Genomic DNA, 17,220 nt, shown 5'->3' with positions numbered 1-17,220 from the left:
CCGGGCTCAGCGCGGGGCGGGCCGGTCGGCCACGCCGGTGGCGCCCAGCCACGCGAAGCCGACCCGCTCGTAGGTGCGGGCCACGTCGTCGTCGCCGGCGGTGAGGAAGACCAGGTCGGCGGTCTCGCGGGCGTGCGCCACCAGCGCCGAGGCCAGCGCCGCGCCCACGCCGCGGCCCCGGCGGCGCGGGGAGCTGGCGACCCCGACGACCTCGCTGACCTCCCGGCCGCCGACGTCGACCGGCTGGTGGGCGCCGACCGCCACCGGCCGGCCGTCCTCGGTCGCCACCATCACCACCGTGCGCCCGGTGGCCACCCGCTCGCGCAGCACCGCGGTGCGCGCGTCCTCGGCGTCCGCGCCGTCCGGGGTCCCGGCCGCCTCGACGTCCGGCGCGAACGCCGACTCCAGCAACTCCTGGTACCGGGGCAGCAGCGGGTCCTCCGCGCCCACCAGGTACAGCCGCACCCCGTGCGGCAGCAGCAGCTCGACCGGGTCGTCGGCGACCAGCAGCGGGAACTCGGTCACCACCAGACCGGCCGCGCGGGCGGCGGCCGCCAGCGACGGCGTGCGCTCGACCACCCACTCGACCGCGGCCGGCAGCCCCGCCTCGTCCTGCAGCGCCACCGCCCGCCGCACGTCCTCGGCCCCCACGGTGCGCGTCCCCGGCCGCGGGCGCGCCGGATAGGGCCAGGCCGGCGAGCCGACCGGGACGTCGAGGGCGCCGACCGGCACGATCCGCGCGTCGGCCAGCGGCGCGGCGGCGGCGTACTGCTCGACGCGGTCGAGCAGGCCGGGGAGGGGCGGCACACCGGCACCCTAGACGCGGGCCGTGACGGCGGCCCGCGCGCGACGCCGTCCCCGGCGCGGACTCCCCCCGAGGGGGGACCCCGGCGACCCGCCCGCAGGAGCACGGGCGGCACGATGGGCGGCGTGACGGCAGGGACCCGTACCCAGATCTCGCCCTACGCGGCGTTCGACCGCGCCACGTGGCGGGCGCTGGCCGGCGACCGGACGCTGCCGCTGGACGAGGCCGACCTGCGCGCGCTGCGCAGCCTCGGCGACCGCATCGACCTGCGCGAGGTCGCCACCGTCTACCTGCCGCTGGCCGAGCTGCTCGCCCTGCACGTCACCGCCAGCCAACGGCTGTGGGCCGCGCAGAGCCGCTTCCTCGGTGACACCACCGCCAAGGTGCCCTACGTCATCGCCGTCGCCGGCAGCGTCGCCGTCGGCAAGAGCACCACCGCGCGCCTGCTGCAGACGCTGCTGGCCGCCGGGCCGGGCTCGCCGCGGGTCGACCTGGTCACCACCGACGGGTTCCTGTGGCCCAACGCCGTCCTCGAGCAGCGCGGGCTGCTGACCCGCAAGGGCTTCCCCGAGAGCTACGACCGGCGGGCGCTGGTGCGCTTCCTCGCCGACGTGAAGTCCGGCCGCGGCGAGGTCAGCGCGCCGGTCTACTCCCACCAGAGCTACGACGTGCTGCCCGGACAGCGCCAGGTGGTCGACCGGCCCGACATCCTCGTGCTGGAGGGGCTCAACGTGCTGCAGGCCGGCCGCCGCGACGACGGCCGGGTGCCCGAGGTGTTCCTGTCGGACTTCTTCGACTTCTCCGTCTACGTCGACGCCGCCGAGTCCGACGTCCAGCAGTGGTACGTGGAGCGGTTCCTCGCGCTGCGGCGCACCGCCTTCGCCGACTCCTCGGCCTACTTCCACCGCTACGCCGGCCTCAGCGACGACGACGCCCGCGCCACCGCCCTGTCGATCTGGGACGCGGTGAACGGCCCCAACCTGCGGCAGAACATCGCGCCCACCCGGTCCCGCGCCCGGCTGGTGCTGCACAAGGCGGCCGACCACTCGGTGCGCCGCGTCCTGCTCCGCAAGCTGTGACGTCCACTCCCCCTCCTTCGGTGTCCCCATCGCGCTGTCCAAACCGTTGTGCGCGCAGTTGTGTTGGGGATAACGGTACAGGGGGAAGTCGATGTCGTCGCTCCGGCCGCCACCCGCCCTGGCAGGTGCTGACGACCCGTTGGGGTCAGGTCGTGAGGTTCGTCACCGCACCAAGCCAGATCGGCGGCGCACACTCGGAACGTCCGGTAGTCGGACGCTCACCACCAGTCACCCCGGCCTCCCCGCCGGCCGATCGGGAGTCGATCCTGATGTGCGTACACCCCACCCCGTGCCCCGACCCCAGCAGCGAGGCGCGTGACCTCGCCGCCGTCGTGAGCAGCCACCCCGAGCAGGGCTGGAGCCTGCTGTGCAACGGCGTCGTCCTCTTCGACGACGACGGCGAGCTGCTCCCCGACGGCCGCGCCGTCCCCGACCACCACGAGTGGCGCACCGGACTCGTCCCGGCCTGACGCAGGACCCTCCTGCGGGGGCGTTCCAGCGCGTCACCGGGCGCTCCCGGGGTCCGCAGGCCCCGGGGGCGCCCTGCGCTCAGCCGGCGGCGGTCTCGACGGCGTCGCCGAGCAGCGCCGTGAAGGCCTCCTCGTCCGGGGCGCCCGCGCCCGGCGCGCCCGTCTGCGCCAGCAGCAGCCCCCGGCTCCCGTCCACCACGACACCGACCAGCGCGGTCAGGGTGTCCTGGCCCGCCCGGTCGACCGTCACCCGCAGCGCGGCACTCGCGTCCCCCAGCTCGGGGGCGTCGAGCTCGGCCAGCCCGATCGTCGCGCTCTGCCCGTCCGCCGCGGTCACCGTGACCGTCGCGCAGGCCGCCAGGAGCTGGTCGACCGGCAGCTGCACGCCGGCGAGCGCGGGGGACTCGGAGAGCACCTGCAGCGTCCGCGCCTGCGGCCCCAGCGCCGCCTGGCCCGCCAGCACGGGCGCGTCGCCCGCACCGTCCCCGCCACCGGCTGCGGACAGCGCCTCGAGCGCCGAGCCGCACGGCGCCGGCTCGACGGTGGGGGCCGCCGCGTCCCCGCCGGCACCGCCGTGCCGGTCCCCCAGCAGGCCGGACAGGCCCGTGCCGGCCTGCTCCAGGGTGACGCCGACGACGGTCGCGTCGGCGCCGAAGTCCGCGGCGGGCAGCAGCCGGTCGCGCAGGTCGTCGGCCGACGCCGCACCCGACGCAGAGGTGGTCGCCGCCGGGCCGACCGGGGCCGCGGCGTCGGGAGCGCCCGCGCACCCGGCGGTCAGCAGCGCGCCGGCCGCCAGGGCCGCCCACGCCGTCGCGGCCCGTGCCGTCGTCGGCCGTGCCGTCGTGGTCCGTCCCCGCCGCCCGCTGCGCCCCATGCCGCCGATCGTCCCCCCGGGGGCGGGAGGGCGTCGACCCGTCGTCGGGAGGAACCGGAGCGGACCCCCGTGCGTTGCCGATCGGTCCGCCGTCCCCTCCCCGGAGGTGTCCCGTGACCCGCGCCGTCCCCCTGACGCTGCCCTCCCCCGCCGCCCAGGCCGACCGGCTGGTCGCCCTGGGCCTGCACGAGCGCGTCGGGCTCTCCGCCGCCGGGCTGCGGGCGGCCGCCGCCGGGTGCCCCCGCGACGCGCTGCTGGTGCTCGCGCCCGACCGGGTGCCGGCCTCGGCGCTGGTGCCCGCGGTGCGCTGGCGGGACCGGCCCGCGTTCGTGGTCGTGGACATGACCGACCTCGACGACTTCACGCCGGCGGCCGACGCCGACCCGCCACCGGGCCCGGCCTACGCGCTGCGCGACCCCGACCGCGGCGACGCCCACCGCAACTGCAGTCCGGACGAGACGCTGCCGCGGATCCGTGCGGCCGGGCGGACGCCGCTCACCGTGACCGAGGGGCTGACCTGGCTGCTGCAGTGCCCGGAGGTGCTCGAGCGCAACGCCTGCACGATGACCATCTGCTCCCGGCTGCGGCGGCCGGACGGGTCGCTGGACGCCCGCACGCCGGCGCTGTGGATCAGCAACGGCACCGGGCGCGACGGACCGCAGCGCCGGGGCACGGCCAAGGTCGGCTGGTGCTGGGCGGGCAACCGGCACACCTGGCTCGGCATCGCCTCGGCCGCCGGCCGCACCCCGCTGCCCTGAGCGCGAGATCTGCGCACAGCGGGGGCTCCCGGGCGCGGGACGCCCCCCGGTGGGCAGGTCTCGCGGGGACTAGGCCTGGCCTGCGCCCACCACGTCGGCGGCGGTGCCGAGGTCGTCGGGGGCGCCCTCGCCGCGGTCGGGCACGTGCGTCTGCGGCGCGTGCGCGGGCTCCGGCTCGGCGAACGCCTCCGGCGGCGGGCAGGAGCAGACCAGGTTGCGGTCGCCGAAGGCCTGGTCGATCCGGCGCACCGGGGCCAGGTAGCCACGGGTGGTCAGCGAGGACACCGGGAATACCGCGGCGGCCCGGTCGTAGGGCCGGTCCCAGTCGCCGGCGAGCATCTTGAGCGTGTGCGGCGCGTTGCGCAGCGGGTTGTCCTCGCGGTCGTACCCGCCGGTGGCCACCTGCTCGATCTCGCCGCGGATGGTCACCATCGCCTCGACGAACCGGTCGAGCTCGTCCTTGTCCTCGCTCTCGGTGGGCTCGACCATCAGCGTGCCGGCCACCGGGAAGCTCATCGTCGGCGCGTGGAAGCCGAAGTCGACCAGCCGCTTGGCGACGTCGTCGTTGGTGATGCCGGTCGCCCGGGTCAGCGGGCGGAGGTCGAGGATGCACTCGTGGGCGACCAGCCCGCCGGCGCCGGTGTAGAGCACCGGGAAGTGCTCGCGCAGCCGGGCGGCGAGGTAGTTGGCGCCCAGCACCGCGTGCTCAGTGGCCCGCCGCAGCCCGTCGGGGCCCATCAGCCGCAGGTAGGCCCACGAGATCGGCAGGATCCCGGCCGACCCCCACGGCGCCCCCGACACCGCCGGGCCCTGCCCGCCGGTGTCGACCAGGGGGTGCCCCGGCAGGAAGGGCACCAGGTGCTCCCGGACGCCGATCGGGCCGACGCCCGGGCCGCCGCCGCCGTGCGGGATGCAGAACGTCTTGTGGAGGTTGAGGTGGCTGACGTCGGAGCCGAAGCGCCCCGGCCGGGCCAGCCCGACCATCGCGTTGAGGTTGGCGCCGTCGACGTACACCTGGCCGCCGGCGTCGTGCACCGCCGCGCAGATGTCGCGGATGTCGGTCTCGAAGACCCCGTGCGTCGACGGGTAGGTGACCATGATCGCGGCCAGCCGGACGGCGTGCTGGTCGACCTTGGCCCGCAGGTCGGCGAGGTCGACGTTGCCGGCCTCGTCGCAGGCCACCACGACCACCCGCATGCCGGCCATCACCGCACTGGCGGCGTTGGTGCCGTGCGCCGAGCTCGGGATCAGGCAGACGTCGCGGTGCTCCTCACCGCGCGAGCGGTGGTAGCCGCGGATGGCCAGCAGCCCGGCGAACTCGCCCTGCGAGCCGGCGTTGGGCTGCACGCTCACGGCGGCGTAGCCGGTGATCTCGGCCAGCCAGGTGCACAGCTCGTCGATCAGCCGCCGGTAGCCGCGGGCCCGCCCGGCCGGCGCGAAGGGGTGCAGCCCGGCGAACTCCGGCCAGGTGATCGCGGCCATCTCGACGGCGGAGTTGAGCTTCATCGTGCACGAGCCCAGCGGGATCATCGTGCGGTCGAGCGCCAGGTCCTTGTCCGACAGCGCGCGCAGGTAGCGCATCAGCGCCGTCTCCGAGCGGTGCGCGGAGAAGACCGGGTGGGTGAGGAACGGGGTGCGCCGGCGCAGCGCGTCGGGCAGGGCGTCGGGGCCGTCGTCGTCCAGCGCCGCGTCGTCCGCGGCCACGCCGAACGCCGCGGCCACCTCGCGCAGCACCGCCGGCGTCGTCGTCTCGTCGCAGGCCACCGCCACGGTGTCGGCGTCCACCCGGCGCAGGTCGATGCGGCGCGCCGCGGCGGCGACGACCACCTCGTCGGCCCGGCCGGGCACGCGCGCCTGCACCGTGTCGAAGAAGGCGTCGTGCACGACCTCCACGCCGCCGGCGCGCAGCCAGCCGGCCAGCGCCAGCGCGCTGCGGTGCACGCGGGCGGCGATCGCGGTCAGGCCCTCGGGCCCGTGGTAGACGGCGTAGGTGCCGGCCATGACGGCGAGCAGCACCTGGGCGGTGCAGATGTTGCTCGTCGCCTTCTCGCGGCGGATGTGCTGCTCGCGGGTCTGCAGCGCCAGCCGGTAGGCGACGTCGCCGTCGGCGTCCACCGACACCCCGACCAGCCGGCCGGGCAGCTGGCGGGCCAGGCCCTCGCGCACCGACAGGTAGCCGGCGTGCGGCCCGCCGTAGCCCAGCGGGACGCCGAAGCGCTGGGTGCTGCCGCAGGCGACGTCGGCACCCCACTCCCCGGGCGCCTCGAGCAGGGTCAGCGCCAGCACGTCGGCGGCCACCACGACCGCCGCGCCCGCGGCGTGCGCGGCCTGCGCCAGCGCCCGGTGGTCGCGGACCGCGCCGCTGGCGCCGGGGTAGGACACCAGGACGCCGAACGCGCCGGCCTCGGGCAGGTCGTTGGGCCAGCCCTGCGACAGGTCGGCGACGTGCAGGCCGATGCCCAGCGGCTCGGCGCGGGTCTCGAGCACCGCGAGGGTCTGCGGCAGCGTGTCGGCGTCGACGACGAAGACGGCGCCGGCCCGGGCGCGCCCGGCGCGGCGGACCAGGGTCATCGCCTCGGCCGCGGCGGTGGCCTCGTCGAGCATCGAGGCGCCGGCGACGGGCAGGCCGGTGAGGTCGGCGACCATCGTCTGGAAGTTGAGCAGCGCCTCGAGCCGGCCCTGGCTGATCTCGGGCTGGTAGGGCGTGTAGGCGGTGTACCAGGCGGGGTTCTCCAGGATGCTGCGCTGGATCACCGCCGGGGTGACCGTGCCGGAGTAGCCCAGGCCGATCATCGGGACGCTGACCTCGTTGGCCGCGGCCCGCTCGCGCAGCTCGGCGAGCACGGCGGCCTCGTCGGCGGCCGGGGGCAGGGTCAGGTCGTCGCGGTCGCGCACCACCTCGGGGACGGTCGCGTCGACCAGCGACCGCAGCGAGTCGAAGCCGACCGTCTCGAGCATCGCGGCGGTCTCGTCGGCGCGGGGGCCGATGTGCCGGGCCGCGAACGAGCCCGCCGGGCTCAGCGCGGACAGTGACGGGAGGGGGCCAGCAGCAGCGTCCGCCATTGTCCCGACGCTACCAGCGGGATCCGCACCGCCGTCCCGGCCGGATCGCCGGTCGTCCCCGCGCAGCGGGGGTGCTGCCGCACGGGCACGGCGCGAGCAACGCCGGCAGTGGGGCGCGGCGCGGCGCCGGGCCGCGGTGCGGTCCGGGCGGCCCGCGGTGGGTCAGGCGGTCTGCGCGCGGCGCTGACGACGCTGCGCCAGCTCGTCCTCGGCCGCGTGCAGCGGGGCGCCGTCGAGCCGCTCGGCGGGCAGCTCGGCCAGCTCCCCGGACAGCTCGCGCAGCGCGCCGGACACGGCGATGCCGAACACGCCCTGGCCGCCGGCGAGCAGGTCGACGACCTCCTCGGCCGAGGTGCACTCGTAGACCGTCGCGCCGTCGGAGAACAGCGTGACGTTGGCGAGGTCCTTGGTGCCGCGGTTGCGCAGGTGGTCGACGGCCCTGCGGATGTTCTGCAGCGACACCCCGGTGTCGAGCAGCCGCTTGACCACCTTGAGCACCAGGATGTCGCGGAACGAGTACAGCCGCTGAGTCCCCGAGCCGGTGGCGCTGCGCACCGAGGGTGCGACCAGTCCGGTACGGGCCCAGTAGTCGAGCTGGCGGTAGGTGATCCCGGCCGCGGCACACGCCGTCGGGCCGCGGTACCCGACCAGGTCGTTGTCGACCTGGTCGTAGTCCGGTGCCCCGACGGCGGCGTCGCTGAAGAGCTGACCCTGGGAGCCCTCGCTCTGGTCGCTCACGTCAGCGGTCCTCCTTCGCGTGCCGCCACGGTCGCGGCGGGCGTCCCGGTCAGATCCGCTTCCCCACGGATCACACCGGTGTTGTCCGCGACCGTAAGCCGGGCCCCCAGGGCGGTCAACTGACGCGGGCGGCGTGTCGCCGCAAGCACCCCAGAGGGGTGGTATCGGCAGGTGCGTCGCGCTGCTGTAGCCCGTCCGCGCCGGTCGGGACGCGTGTGACGGACGGGACGGGCGGGGTCCCACCCGCCCCGCCCGGTCAGGAGCCGCCGGAACCGGACCCGGCGCCGAAGTCCTCGGGCGAGATCTGGTCGAGGAACTCGCGGAACTTCTCGACCTCGTCCTCCTGCTCGTCGGGGATCTCGATCCCCACCTCGTCGAGCAGCTCCTCGGCGCCGTAGATGGGCGCCCCCGTGCGCACGGCGAGGGCGACGGCGTCCGAGGGCCGGGCGCTGACCACCCGGTCGTCGCCGAAGACCAGCTCGGCGATGTAGATGCCGTCGCGCATCTCGGTGATGTTGACCGCCTCGAGCTCGGCCCCGAGGGTGCGCACGACCTCGCGCAGCAGGTCGTGGGTCATCGGCCGCGCGGGCCGCACCCCCTGCTGCTCGAACGCGATCGCCGCGGCCTCCACCGCCCCGATCCAGATCGGCAGGTAGCGCTCCCCCTGCGTCTCCTTGAGCAGCAGGATGGGCTGGTTGCCGGGCAGCTCGACCCGGACCCCGACGACTCTGAGTTCCTGCACGGTCTTGCTCCCTCAGCTGCGGCGTACGGGTGGACGCCGGGTCGGCGCGGACGGGCGGCCTCCGGCGGCAGGTCCACCGTACGCCGCACTCAGGGGCGCAGGAGGTCCCGGAGGCGTGCCTCGAGCAAGGCCCGGTGCAGCTGCGCGGACAGGCCGGCGAGCTGCGCCAGGTCCTCGGCGGCGCGGGCCCGAGCGTCCTCCGAGCGCGACCGCAGCACCGGCGCGAGCAGCTGCTCGACCAGCACCGCCTCACGCTCCGCGCCGGTCCGGAACACCCGCAGGTGGCGCGGCTCGATGCCGTGCCGGGCCAGGCCGGCGGCGGCCTGCGCGATGGGCAGGTCGCCGGCCGGGTGGCGGCCGTCGGCGTCGGGGGCCAGCAGGCCGTACTGCACGCAGTCGGCCAGCTGCCCGGGCTCCAGGCCCGCCGCCCGGGCGAACTCGTCGGCGGGCATCGGCGGGCGCTCGGCGGGCGGCCCGGCGGGGGCCGACGCGGCCGGGCGGTCGGCCGGCCGCCCGGCCGGCCGCTCGTCGGCGGCCGGGCCCGGCGCGGTGCTGCCGGACGCGGTGGTGCCGGGCGCCGCGGGGCCGGTGCCGGGCACCGGCAGCCCGCGGTCGAGCGCGTCGAGGTGCTCCTTGATCACCCGCAGCGGCAGGTAGTGGTCGCGCTGCGCGGTGAGCACGTAGCGCAGCCGGTCGACGTCGGCCCGGGAGAACTTCCGGTACCCCGACGGCGTCCGCTGCGGGGAGACCAGGCCCTCGCTCTCGAGGAACCGGATCTTGCTGATCGTGACGTCGGGGAAGTCGTCGCGCAGGGCGGTCAGCACCGCGCCGATGGTCAGGCGCGGGGCACGCGCGTCGGCGGCGCCGTCCCCGGACGCGCTGGCGGGCGCTCCGGGCACCGGCTCAGCGGGCGGCGGGCTCGCCGGTGCGGGGGCCGGTCAGGTAGACGAGGCGGAACTTGCCGATCTGCACCTCGTCGCCACCGGCCAGCGTCGCGACGTCGACCGGCTCGCGGTTGACGTACGTGCCGTTGAGGCTGCCGACGTCGTGGACGGAGAAGCCGCTGCCCTCGCGGTGGAACTCCACGTGGCGGCGGCTGACGGTCACGTCGTCGAGGAAGATGTCGCTGTCCGGGTGGCGGCCGGCCGTGGTCACGTCCTGGTCGAGCAGGAAGCGGCTGCCGGCGTTGGGGCCGCGCTTGACCACCAGCAGGGCCGACCCGGCCGGCAGCGACTCCACGGCGCCGGCGTGCGCGTCGGGAGCGGGCTCGGAGACCTCGGGGACCTCACCGGAGTCCTCGCCGCCGACCTTGGGGATCACGCTGGTCGACTCGCCCACGCGCTCCTGGGAGAGGGCGGCGCCGCACTGCGCGCAGAAGCGACTGCCCTCGGGGTTGTCGTGGCCACAGCGAGTGCAGTGCACGTCTGTCTCCTCCGGTGCAGGGGGCACCGCCGCGGGCGAGGGGGTTGCCGCGGGCGGCCGGCGGACGACGGACCGGACGGTCCGTTCGTGGGTCGGCCGCCGCACGGGGCACGGCGGGCCGTTGGTCATGGAACCAGCGGTCGACCCGAGGGTCAACCGGTCGTCGGGGCGACGTCACAGCAGTCCCAGCGGGTCGGGGCGGGGCCCGTTCCCGAGGGCAGCATAGTGATCGCGGGGGGTCCCTCCGGGGACCCGGGGGTGGTCAGGAGGCGTCGACCAGCGCCTGGTAGGCGGCCGCGTCGAGCAGGTCGGCGGTGGGGTCGGCGCCGTTCCCGGACACGGTGATCTCGACCAGCCAGCCCTGCCCGTAGGGGTCGGCGTTGACCGTCTCGGGCGTGTCGGTGAGGGTCTCGTTGACCGCCGAGACGACGCCGGCCACCGGCGAGTAGACGTCGGAGACCGACTTGGTCGACTCCACCTCGCCGATCGGGTTGCCGGGGGTCACCTCGGCGCCGACCTCGGGCAGCTGCACGAAGACGATGTCGCCCAGGGCGTCCTGCGCGTGGTCGGTGATGCCGACGCGGACCACGGTGCCGCTGTCCCCGCCCCCCTGCACGAGCGCCCACTCGTGCTGGTCGGTGTAGCGGCGGTCGTCGGGCGTGGTCATGCGGCGTCGTCTCCGGGAGGTCGTGGTGGTGTGGGTGCGGGTCAGTCGCCCGGCTGCGGTTGAGCGTATTGAGGCTCGTCGAGCGGCCGCAACGCGTCGACCAGGACGCGGTCGCGCTGCTCGACGTCGACGCTGCCGCCCTGCCGGCCGACCCGGTCGACGACGCCGCCGGGGATGCTCATCGCCGTCTGCAGGTCCTGGGGCGAGCCGATGACGACGACCTCGTAGGGTGCGGTCACCGGCCGGCCGTCGACCCGCAGGGCGCCCGGCTCCCCGGTGACGGCGGTCGACACGCCGACCCGGACGCCGTCGATCTGCATCGTCTCCGCGCCCGCGCCGCGCAGCTCCTGGACGGCGTCGAGCAGGTCGGCGACGCGCACCCGGCCCTGCGGGTCGCGGATGGTCATCACCAGCCCCGGGCCCTCGGCGGCGACGGTCCCGTTCAGGACGGCCAGCGCGTCGGCGCGCTCAGCGGCGTTCTCCAGGGCGGCGGCCGTGCGGCTGTCGGTGTCGGACAGCTCGCGCAGCGCGGCGCGCTGGTCGGCGATCTGCTCGCGCAGCTGCGCCTCGCGGGCGTCGAGGGAGTCGAGGATGCCGACGAGGTCCTCCTCGCGGGCGGCGGCCAGCGCCTCCCCGGTGTCGGTGTTGCGCACCTGCACGGCGATGGCGAAGCCCAGCAGCAGGGTGAGCACGGCGATCAGCGCGGCGGCGACCCGCCGCTGCCGGCGCCGGGCCGGGCCGGGCACCGGCGGGGCGGCCGGCTCCTCGGTCGCCGGCTCCTCGGCGGCCGGCTCCACGGTGGCCGGCTCCTCGGTGGCCGGCTCCTCGGCGGCCGGCTCCACGATGGCCGGCTCCTCGGCGGCCGGCTCCACGATGGCCGGCTCCCCGGGGGGTGCCTCCACCGGCGGAGCGGACTCCTGGACCGGAGGTGCGGGCCGGTCGGCGTCGTCGGGACGCGGGGTGTCGCTCATGCCCGGAACACGTGCCGGCGGATGGCCGCGGCGTTGCCGAAGATGCGGATGCCCAGCACGACGACGACCGCCGTCGACAGCTGGGCGCCGACCCCCAGCTGGTCGCCCAGGAAGACGATCAGCCCGGCGACGACGACGTTGGACACGAAGGACACGACGAACACCTTCGCGTCGAAGATGCCGTCCAGCCGCGCCCGGACCCCGCCGAAGACCGCGTCGAGCGCGGCCACCACCGCGATGGGCAGGTAGGGCTGCAGCCCCACCGGCACGGTCGGGTCGAACACCAGGCCCAGGACGATGCCGACGGCCAGGCCGATCACGGGCAGCACGCCTCAGCCCCCCGTTCCGGCCGGGGCGGCGGATCGCAGCTCGGGGACTCCCCCGGCGGGCACGGACAGCTCGTCCTCCTCGGCGAACTCGAAGCGCAGGCCGTACAGGTCCGAGACGACGGCGAGCGCGCCGACCTCGGGGCTGGCCAGGAACCGCGACCGGAGCTCGTCCGGGTCGCCGATGGCACTGACCTCGTAGGGGTTGGTGACCGGGCGGAAGTCCACGAGGACCGCCTCCCCGGCGAAGCGGATGGCCGTCGTCGGGCCCAGCCGCTGGCCGTTGATCGACACCGCCTCGGCGCCGGAGGCCCACAGCGCGTTGACCACCAGCTGCAGGTCACCGTCCTGGACCCGGCCGCGGCTGTCCTCGCTGCCCGCGCCGCCGACCGGGTCGGAGTCGGCGTCGGGCTCCGCATTGGCCAGGGTGACCAGCAGCCCCGGCCCGGTCGCCGGCACCAGGCCGGCGGCCCGCTCGGCGGCGTCGAGGTCGTCGATGGCGCGCTGGCCCTGGGCGGTGGCGGCCAGCGCGTCCTCGCGCGCGCCGGTGGCCCGCCGGCGCAGCGCCTCGAGCTCGGCCGCGAGGCCGTCGGTGGTCGCCGACTGGGCCTCGATCTCGGTGACCAGCGCGGCGCGCACCTCCTGGCGGCCCTCGGCGCCCGAGGCGGCCTGGTGCCAGGTCACCGCGGCCAGCACGCCGGCGGCGACCATGGTGAGCGCGACCGCCGCGGGGCCCAGCCGGCGCCGCCAGGGGGGTCCGACGTCGTCCCCGCGGGCGGCGCGGACCCGGGCGGCCCGGGCGTAGGCCGGGTCGAGGGTCTCGGCGAGCACCTGGTCGAGCAGCGAGGCGCCCATCGACCGCACGCCCCCGCCGCCGCGGGGGGCGGTCACGGCGCGGGACGGGGCGCGGTGCCCGCCCGGACCGGGACGGCCCGCTCGGCGCGCACCAGGGCGAGCACCTGGACGACGTAGAGCACGCCGGCGAGCAGGTAGAGCGCGCCACCCCAGATGGTCAGCGCCCAGGCCACCGGGGTGACGACGGCGACCAGCGCCCCGTCCCCGTCGGCGAGCAGCAGCAGCGGGAAGGCGTAGAGCAGGATGAAGGTGGCCGCCTTGCCCAGGTAGTGGACCTGCAGCGGCGGGTAGCCGTGGCGGCGCAGCACCAGCAGCATGACGCCGAGCACGAGCTCGCGGCCCACCAGCAGCGCCACGAACCACAGCGGCACGACGTCGCGGAGCACGAAGGCGATCAGGGTCGAGACGATGTAGAGGCGGTCGGCGGCGGGGTCGAGCAGCGCGCCCAGCCGGCTGGACTGCCCCAGCACCCGGGCGAGCTTGCCGTCGGCGTAGTCGGTGACGCCGGCGACCATGAGGACGACGACCGCCCACCCGTCGGCCTCCGGGCCCAGCAGCAGCCAGAGGAACAGCGGGACGCCGAGCAGCCGCAGCACCGACAGGGCGTTGGGCACCGTCCAGACGCGGCGGGGCAGCGTGTTGCGGTCGACGCCGGACACCGGCACGGCGGCCGACGGCCCCTGCGACGACGTCACTGCTCCTCCACCCCGCTGCACACCGTGCCCGAGGCTAGTAGAAGGACCCCGTCCCCCTCACCACTCGCGAGCTCGCGGCGAGCCTCCGGACGGGGCCCCTCCGGGGCTCCGCAGCGGGGCCGACGCTAGACGGGCACCGCGACGAGCGACGCCGGCGCGGGCTCGTGACCCAGCGGGCGGCGGGTGAACGACCCGGTGCCGTGGCTGACCGAGCGCAGCGCCCCGGCGTAGCCGAGCAGCTCCAGCTCGGGCACCTCGGCGCGCACGGTGGTGCGGTCCCGGTCGGGGTCGGCGTCGCTGCCGGTCACCCGCGCGCGGCGGGCGGACAGGTCGCTCATCACCGCGCCGACGTGCTCGGCGGGCACCGTCACCGCCACCTCGCACCACGGCTCGAGGACCTGCGTGCCGGCGGCGGCGGCCAGCTCCCGCACGGCCAGCGCCCCGGCCGACTGGAAGGCCGCGTCGGAGGAGTCCACCGAGTGGGCCTTGCCGTCGACGAGGACGAACCGGACGTCGACCAGCGGCCGGTCGTCGTGGACGCCCTTGGCCGCCTGCGCGCGGATCCCCTTCTCCACGCTGCCGTGGTACTGCGACGGGACCGCGCCGCCGATGACGCGCTGCTCGAAGGTGATGCCCGACCCCGGCTCCCCGGGCTCGGCCTCCACCACGACGACGGCGTACTGCCCGTGCCCGCCGGACTGCTTGACCAGCCGGCCGGTGGCCCGCGCGGGGCCGGCGAGGGTCTCCACCATGGGCACCCGCACCGGCACGGTGGTCACCGCGACGCCGTGCCGGGTGCGCAGCCGCTCGAGCAGCACCTCACCGTGGGCCTCCCCCACGCACCACAGCAGCAGCTGGCCGGTGTCGCGGGAGCGCTCCACGCGCAGGGTCGGGTCCTCGGCGGCGAGCCGGGTCAGCGCGGGGCCGAGCCGGTCCTCGTCACCGCGCGAGGCGGCCTCGACGGCGACCGGGTGCTGGGGCACCGGCAGCTCCCACGGCGGGACCAGCCGCGGGTCGCCCGGGGAGGACAGCGTGTCGCCGGTCTCCGCCGAGGTCAGCCGGGCCACCGCGCACACGTCGCCGGCCGGGCAGGCCGCCACCGGCCGCAGCGCCGCGCCCAGCGGGGAGGAGATGGCGCCGACCCGCTCGTCGGCGTCGTGGTCGGGGTGGCCGCGGTCGGCGCCGCCGTGCCCGGAGACGTGCACCGGGGTGTCGGGGCTCAGCGTCCCGGAGAACACCCGCAGCAGGGACACCCGGCCCAGGTAGGGGTCGGTCGTCGTCTTGACCACCTCGGCCACCAGCGGGCCGTCGGGGTCGCACGACAGCGCCGGCGCCGGCGCCCCGTTCGGGCGGGTGACCGGCGGGCAGCCGTGCTCCACCGGGCACGGGAACCCGTTGACGACCAGGTACAGCAGCGCGTCGAGGCCGATGCCCAGCAGCGGCGCCGCGCAGAGCACGGGGTGGAAGTGGCCGCGCGCGACCGCGGTCTCCAGGTCGCTCATCAGGTCGCCTTGGACCAGCTCGTCGCCGGCCAGGTAGCGCTCCATGAGCGCCTCGTCCTCGCTCTCGCCGATGATCCCCTCGATCAGCTCGCTGCGGAGCCGGTCGGCGTCGGGGGCCTGCGCGCCGGGCTGCAGCAGGTTCACCACGCCCTGCACGGCGCCGTCGGGCCCGCGGTCGACCAGGTGCACCGGGTAGACGCCGGCCCCGAGCGCCGTCTGGCACAGCCGGACGGTCTCCTCGGCGTCGGCGCGGGCCCGGTCGAGCTGGGTGACGACGACGGCCCGGGGCATGCCGACGGCCGCGCACTCCTCCCACAGCGCCACGGTGGAGGCGTCCACCCCGCCGACGGCCGAGACGACGAACAGGGCGGCGTCGGCGGCCCGCAGCCCCGCCCGCAGCTCCCCGACGAAGTCCGGGCTGCCCGGGGTGTCGAGCAGGGTGATGCGGGTGCCGTCGTGCTCCACGGTGGCCACGCCCAGGGTGACCGAGCGCTGCTGGCGGACCTCGACGTCGTCGCTGTCCAGGCAGGTGGTGCCGTCCTCGACCCGCCCGGCGCGCGGCAGCGCCCCGGTGGCCACGAGCAGCGCCTCGGCGAGGGTGGTCTTGCCGGCGGCGGCGTGCCCGACCAGCGCCACGTTGCGGACCCGCGCGGGCTCCCGGGGAGCCGGCGCCGGGACGACGTCCCTACCCACGGCGGCCGCCCGGCCGGTCGTCCCCGGCCGGGCGGCCGGGTCCCTCGCTGTCGGGATCGGTCCTGTCGACTGCTGGGTCGCCCACCGCGGCCTCCCGGGTCGTCACGGGATGTGTCTCGCGTCACACCCTGCCCCCGTGGAGACGCGCCGGGCAAGACCCCCGCTCGTGCCGTCTCAGCCGCCGGCGGCGCCCACGGCGACCGCCGCGGTGCCGCCCGCCCAGCCGGCCGGGGCGACGTCGCCGACGACGACGGTGACGTCGTCGCGGGTGCCGGCCGCCAGCGCGGCCAGGACCAGCCGGGAGGCGGCGGCCGCGGGGCGCCGCTCGGCGGTGAGCACCCGCTGCAGGGTCGCGGCCGGGACGACGCCGGAGAGCCCGTCGGAGCAGAGGAGCAGCCGGTCGCCCGGCTCGGCCCGGACGGCGAGGAGGTCGGCCGGTCCGGGGTCGGCCGAGCCGCCCAGCGCGCGCAGCAGCACCGAGCGCATCGGGGAGGCCGCGGCCTGCTCGGGGGTGAGCTCCCCGGAGGCGACCAGCGTCTGCACCAGCGTGTGGTCGGTGGTCAGCCGGGTGAGCACGCCGCCGCGCAGCAGGTGGGCGCGGCTGTCGCCGACGTGGGCGACGACGACGCGCCCGTCGCGGGTGAGGACGGCGGCGGTGCAGGTGGTCGCCATGCCCGCCAGCGCGGGATCGGCCGAGGCGGCCGAGCGGATGGCGGCGTCGGCGGCCGCGACCGCGGCGGCCAGGCCGGCGTCGGGGGCGCCGTCCTCGCCCGTCTCCCGCGCGGCGGCGGCCCGGCGGGCCACCTCGGTGACGGCCAGCCGCGCGGCCTGCGCGCCGCCGTTGCCGCCGCCCACGCCGTCGGCGACGACGAGCAGCGTGGGCGCGGCGAGGCCGGCGTCCTGGACCTGCCCGCGCGGGCCGGCCAGCGCGACCGCGGCGGGGTCGAGGACCAGCCGGTCGACGGCGCCGCCGGGGGCCGGGGACCGCGTCCCGCCGGGCGCCTCGGCCGCCGGGAACCACGGCAGCGGCGTCACGGGCGCGGTCACGGCGACAGCATGGCCTCGGCGGGCCGGTTCCGGAGCGGGACGGCGCACGCCGCCCACGGGGAGCCCGCCCGCGCCCACCCCGGGTGGCCGGCGGTCAGACTGGGGCGGTGACGAGCGCGGAGGCGGCCGCCGGGTACGCGGCGGGGCGGGACCAGGAGAGCGACCGGGCGCACGCGGTGCCCCGCCCGGCCGCCGATGGGCCGCCGCCGTGGGTGGCCGCCTGCGGGACGCCGGTCGCCGTCGTCCAGGGGTCGTGGTCGGGGCGGCGCGGGCTGGGCTCGGCCGACCCCTGTCCCGACTGCCGCCGCATCGCCCCCGCCTGAGGCCCCCGCCTGAGGCGCCTTATGTGGGTTGATCTATCCGGCTTCGAGCTCGGTCTGGCATGTCCGCAGCAGGGTATGTGCTGCGATGACGGCGGCGGTGCGGGTGAGTAGTCCCCAGAAGGTGTGTGCGCCGTGGCGGGCCAGCTCCATGCGGTCGGTGAGCTCGCCGAAGGTGATCTCCACGCGGTTG

General features: G+C 76.9%; 18 protein-coding genes. 4 read left to right on the top strand and 14 right to left on the bottom strand.

Going from position 1 to position 17,220, the window contains the following annotated elements:
* Positions 1-6 precede the first annotated feature (6 nt).
* On the bottom strand, positions 7-807 hold the full coding sequence (locus LY71_RS16245) for a GNAT family N-acetyltransferase (RefSeq protein WP_106279531.1): 801 nt from the start codon (positions 805-807) through the stop codon (positions 7-9).
* 114 nt (positions 808-921) lie between these two features.
* Between LY71_RS16245 and coaA the strand changes: the two genes are divergently transcribed.
* Positions 922-1,884 (top strand): type I pantothenate kinase, encoded by a 963-nt coding sequence (coaA, locus tag LY71_RS16240; protein ID WP_106279529.1) that lies wholly within the window; start codon positions 922-924, stop codon positions 1,882-1,884.
* A gap of 269 nt (positions 1,885-2,153) precedes the next feature.
* Entirely contained in the window at positions 2,154-2,354 is a 201-nt protein-coding gene (locus LY71_RS16235; RefSeq protein ID WP_091367566.1) for a DUF5999 family protein, read from the top strand.
* A 79-nt stretch (positions 2,355-2,433) separates the two neighbouring features.
* Here the strand turns inward: LY71_RS16235 and LY71_RS16230 are convergent, their stop codons facing one another.
* Entirely contained in the window at positions 2,434-3,228 is a 795-nt protein-coding gene (locus LY71_RS16230; RefSeq protein ID WP_106279527.1) for a hypothetical protein, read from the bottom strand.
* A gap of 113 nt (positions 3,229-3,341) precedes the next feature.
* Between LY71_RS16230 and LY71_RS16225 the strand changes: the two genes are divergently transcribed.
* On the top strand, positions 3,342-3,986 hold the full coding sequence (locus tag LY71_RS16225; RefSeq protein WP_106279525.1) for a DUF5701 family protein: 645 nt from the start codon (positions 3,342-3,344) through the stop codon (positions 3,984-3,986).
* Positions 3,987-4,055: 69 nt separating this feature from the next.
* Here LY71_RS16225 and gcvP read toward each other — a convergent pair whose 3' ends face one another.
* From gcvP to LY71_RS16160, 12 genes are all read right to left on the bottom strand, one after another.
* On the bottom strand, positions 4,056-7,049 hold the full coding sequence (gene gcvP, locus LY71_RS16220; protein WP_106279522.1) for an aminomethyl-transferring glycine dehydrogenase: 2,994 nt from the start codon (positions 7,047-7,049) through the stop codon (positions 4,056-4,058).
* Between the two features lie 162 nt (positions 7,050-7,211).
* Positions 7,212-7,787, bottom strand: coding sequence for a MerR family transcriptional regulator (locus LY71_RS16215; protein ID WP_106279520.1), 576 nt, complete (start codon positions 7,785-7,787; stop codon positions 7,212-7,214).
* Between the two features lie 256 nt (positions 7,788-8,043).
* Positions 8,044-8,529, bottom strand: coding sequence for a bifunctional nuclease family protein (locus tag LY71_RS16210; protein ID WP_091107506.1), 486 nt, complete (start codon positions 8,527-8,529; stop codon positions 8,044-8,046).
* An 89-nt stretch (positions 8,530-8,618) separates the two neighbouring features.
* Complete coding sequence (gene ftsR / locus LY71_RS16205; RefSeq protein WP_106279518.1) at positions 8,619-9,428, bottom strand: transcriptional regulator FtsR; 810 nt, start codon at positions 9,426-9,428, stop codon at positions 8,619-8,621.
* A gap of 4 nt (positions 9,429-9,432) precedes the next feature.
* Positions 9,433-9,951: an oxoglutarate dehydrogenase inhibitor Odhl gene (odhI, locus tag LY71_RS16200; RefSeq protein ID WP_211297376.1), complete on the bottom strand. Its 519-nt coding sequence runs from the start codon at positions 9,949-9,951 to the stop codon at positions 9,433-9,435.
* Between the two features lie 262 nt (positions 9,952-10,213).
* Complete coding sequence (gcvH, locus tag LY71_RS16195; RefSeq protein WP_106279516.1) at positions 10,214-10,618, bottom strand: glycine cleavage system protein GcvH; 405 nt, start codon at positions 10,616-10,618, stop codon at positions 10,214-10,216.
* Positions 10,619-10,659: 41 nt separating this feature from the next.
* Entirely contained in the window at positions 10,660-11,589 is a 930-nt protein-coding gene (locus LY71_RS16190; RefSeq protein ID WP_106279514.1) for a DUF881 domain-containing protein, read from the bottom strand.
* A complete protein-coding gene (locus LY71_RS16185; RefSeq protein ID WP_091107512.1) occupies positions 11,586-11,918 on the bottom strand; it encodes a small basic family protein in 333 nt (110 codons plus the stop codon). Before LY71_RS16185 ends, LY71_RS16190 begins: the two co-directional genes overlap by 4 nt.
* A gap of 3 nt (positions 11,919-11,921) precedes the next feature.
* The gene (locus LY71_RS16180; protein ID WP_106279512.1) at positions 11,922-12,806 is read right to left on the bottom strand and encodes a DUF881 domain-containing protein; all 885 of its coding nucleotides are present in this window, start codon (positions 12,804-12,806) and stop codon (positions 11,922-11,924) included.
* Positions 12,803-13,465: a cardiolipin synthase ClsA gene (gene clsA / locus LY71_RS16175; protein ID WP_245887945.1), complete on the bottom strand. Its 663-nt coding sequence runs from the start codon at positions 13,463-13,465 to the stop codon at positions 12,803-12,805. The genes LY71_RS16180 and clsA overlap by 4 nt, the downstream gene beginning before the upstream one ends.
* A gap of 125 nt (positions 13,466-13,590) precedes the next feature.
* On the bottom strand, positions 13,591-15,660 hold the full coding sequence (locus tag LY71_RS16165) for an elongation factor G-like protein EF-G2 (RefSeq protein WP_106279510.1): 2,070 nt from the start codon (positions 15,658-15,660) through the stop codon (positions 13,591-13,593).
* 174 nt (positions 15,661-15,834) lie between these two features.
* A complete protein-coding gene (locus LY71_RS16160) occupies positions 15,835-16,707 on the bottom strand; it encodes a PP2C family protein-serine/threonine phosphatase (protein ID WP_170121395.1) in 873 nt (290 codons plus the stop codon).
* Between the two features lie 107 nt (positions 16,708-16,814).
* Between LY71_RS16160 and LY71_RS16155 the strand changes: the two genes are divergently transcribed.
* Positions 16,815-17,030, top strand: coding sequence for a hypothetical protein (locus LY71_RS16155; protein WP_106279724.1), 216 nt, complete (start codon positions 16,815-16,817; stop codon positions 17,028-17,030).
* Positions 17,031-17,220: the final 190 nt, after the last annotated feature.

The organism is Geodermatophilus tzadiensis (genome assembly GCF_003002915.1).
GTDB lineage: Bacteria > Actinomycetota > Actinomycetes > Mycobacteriales > Geodermatophilaceae > Geodermatophilus > Geodermatophilus tzadiensis.
This window is presented reverse-complemented; position numbering and strand designations above follow the sequence as displayed.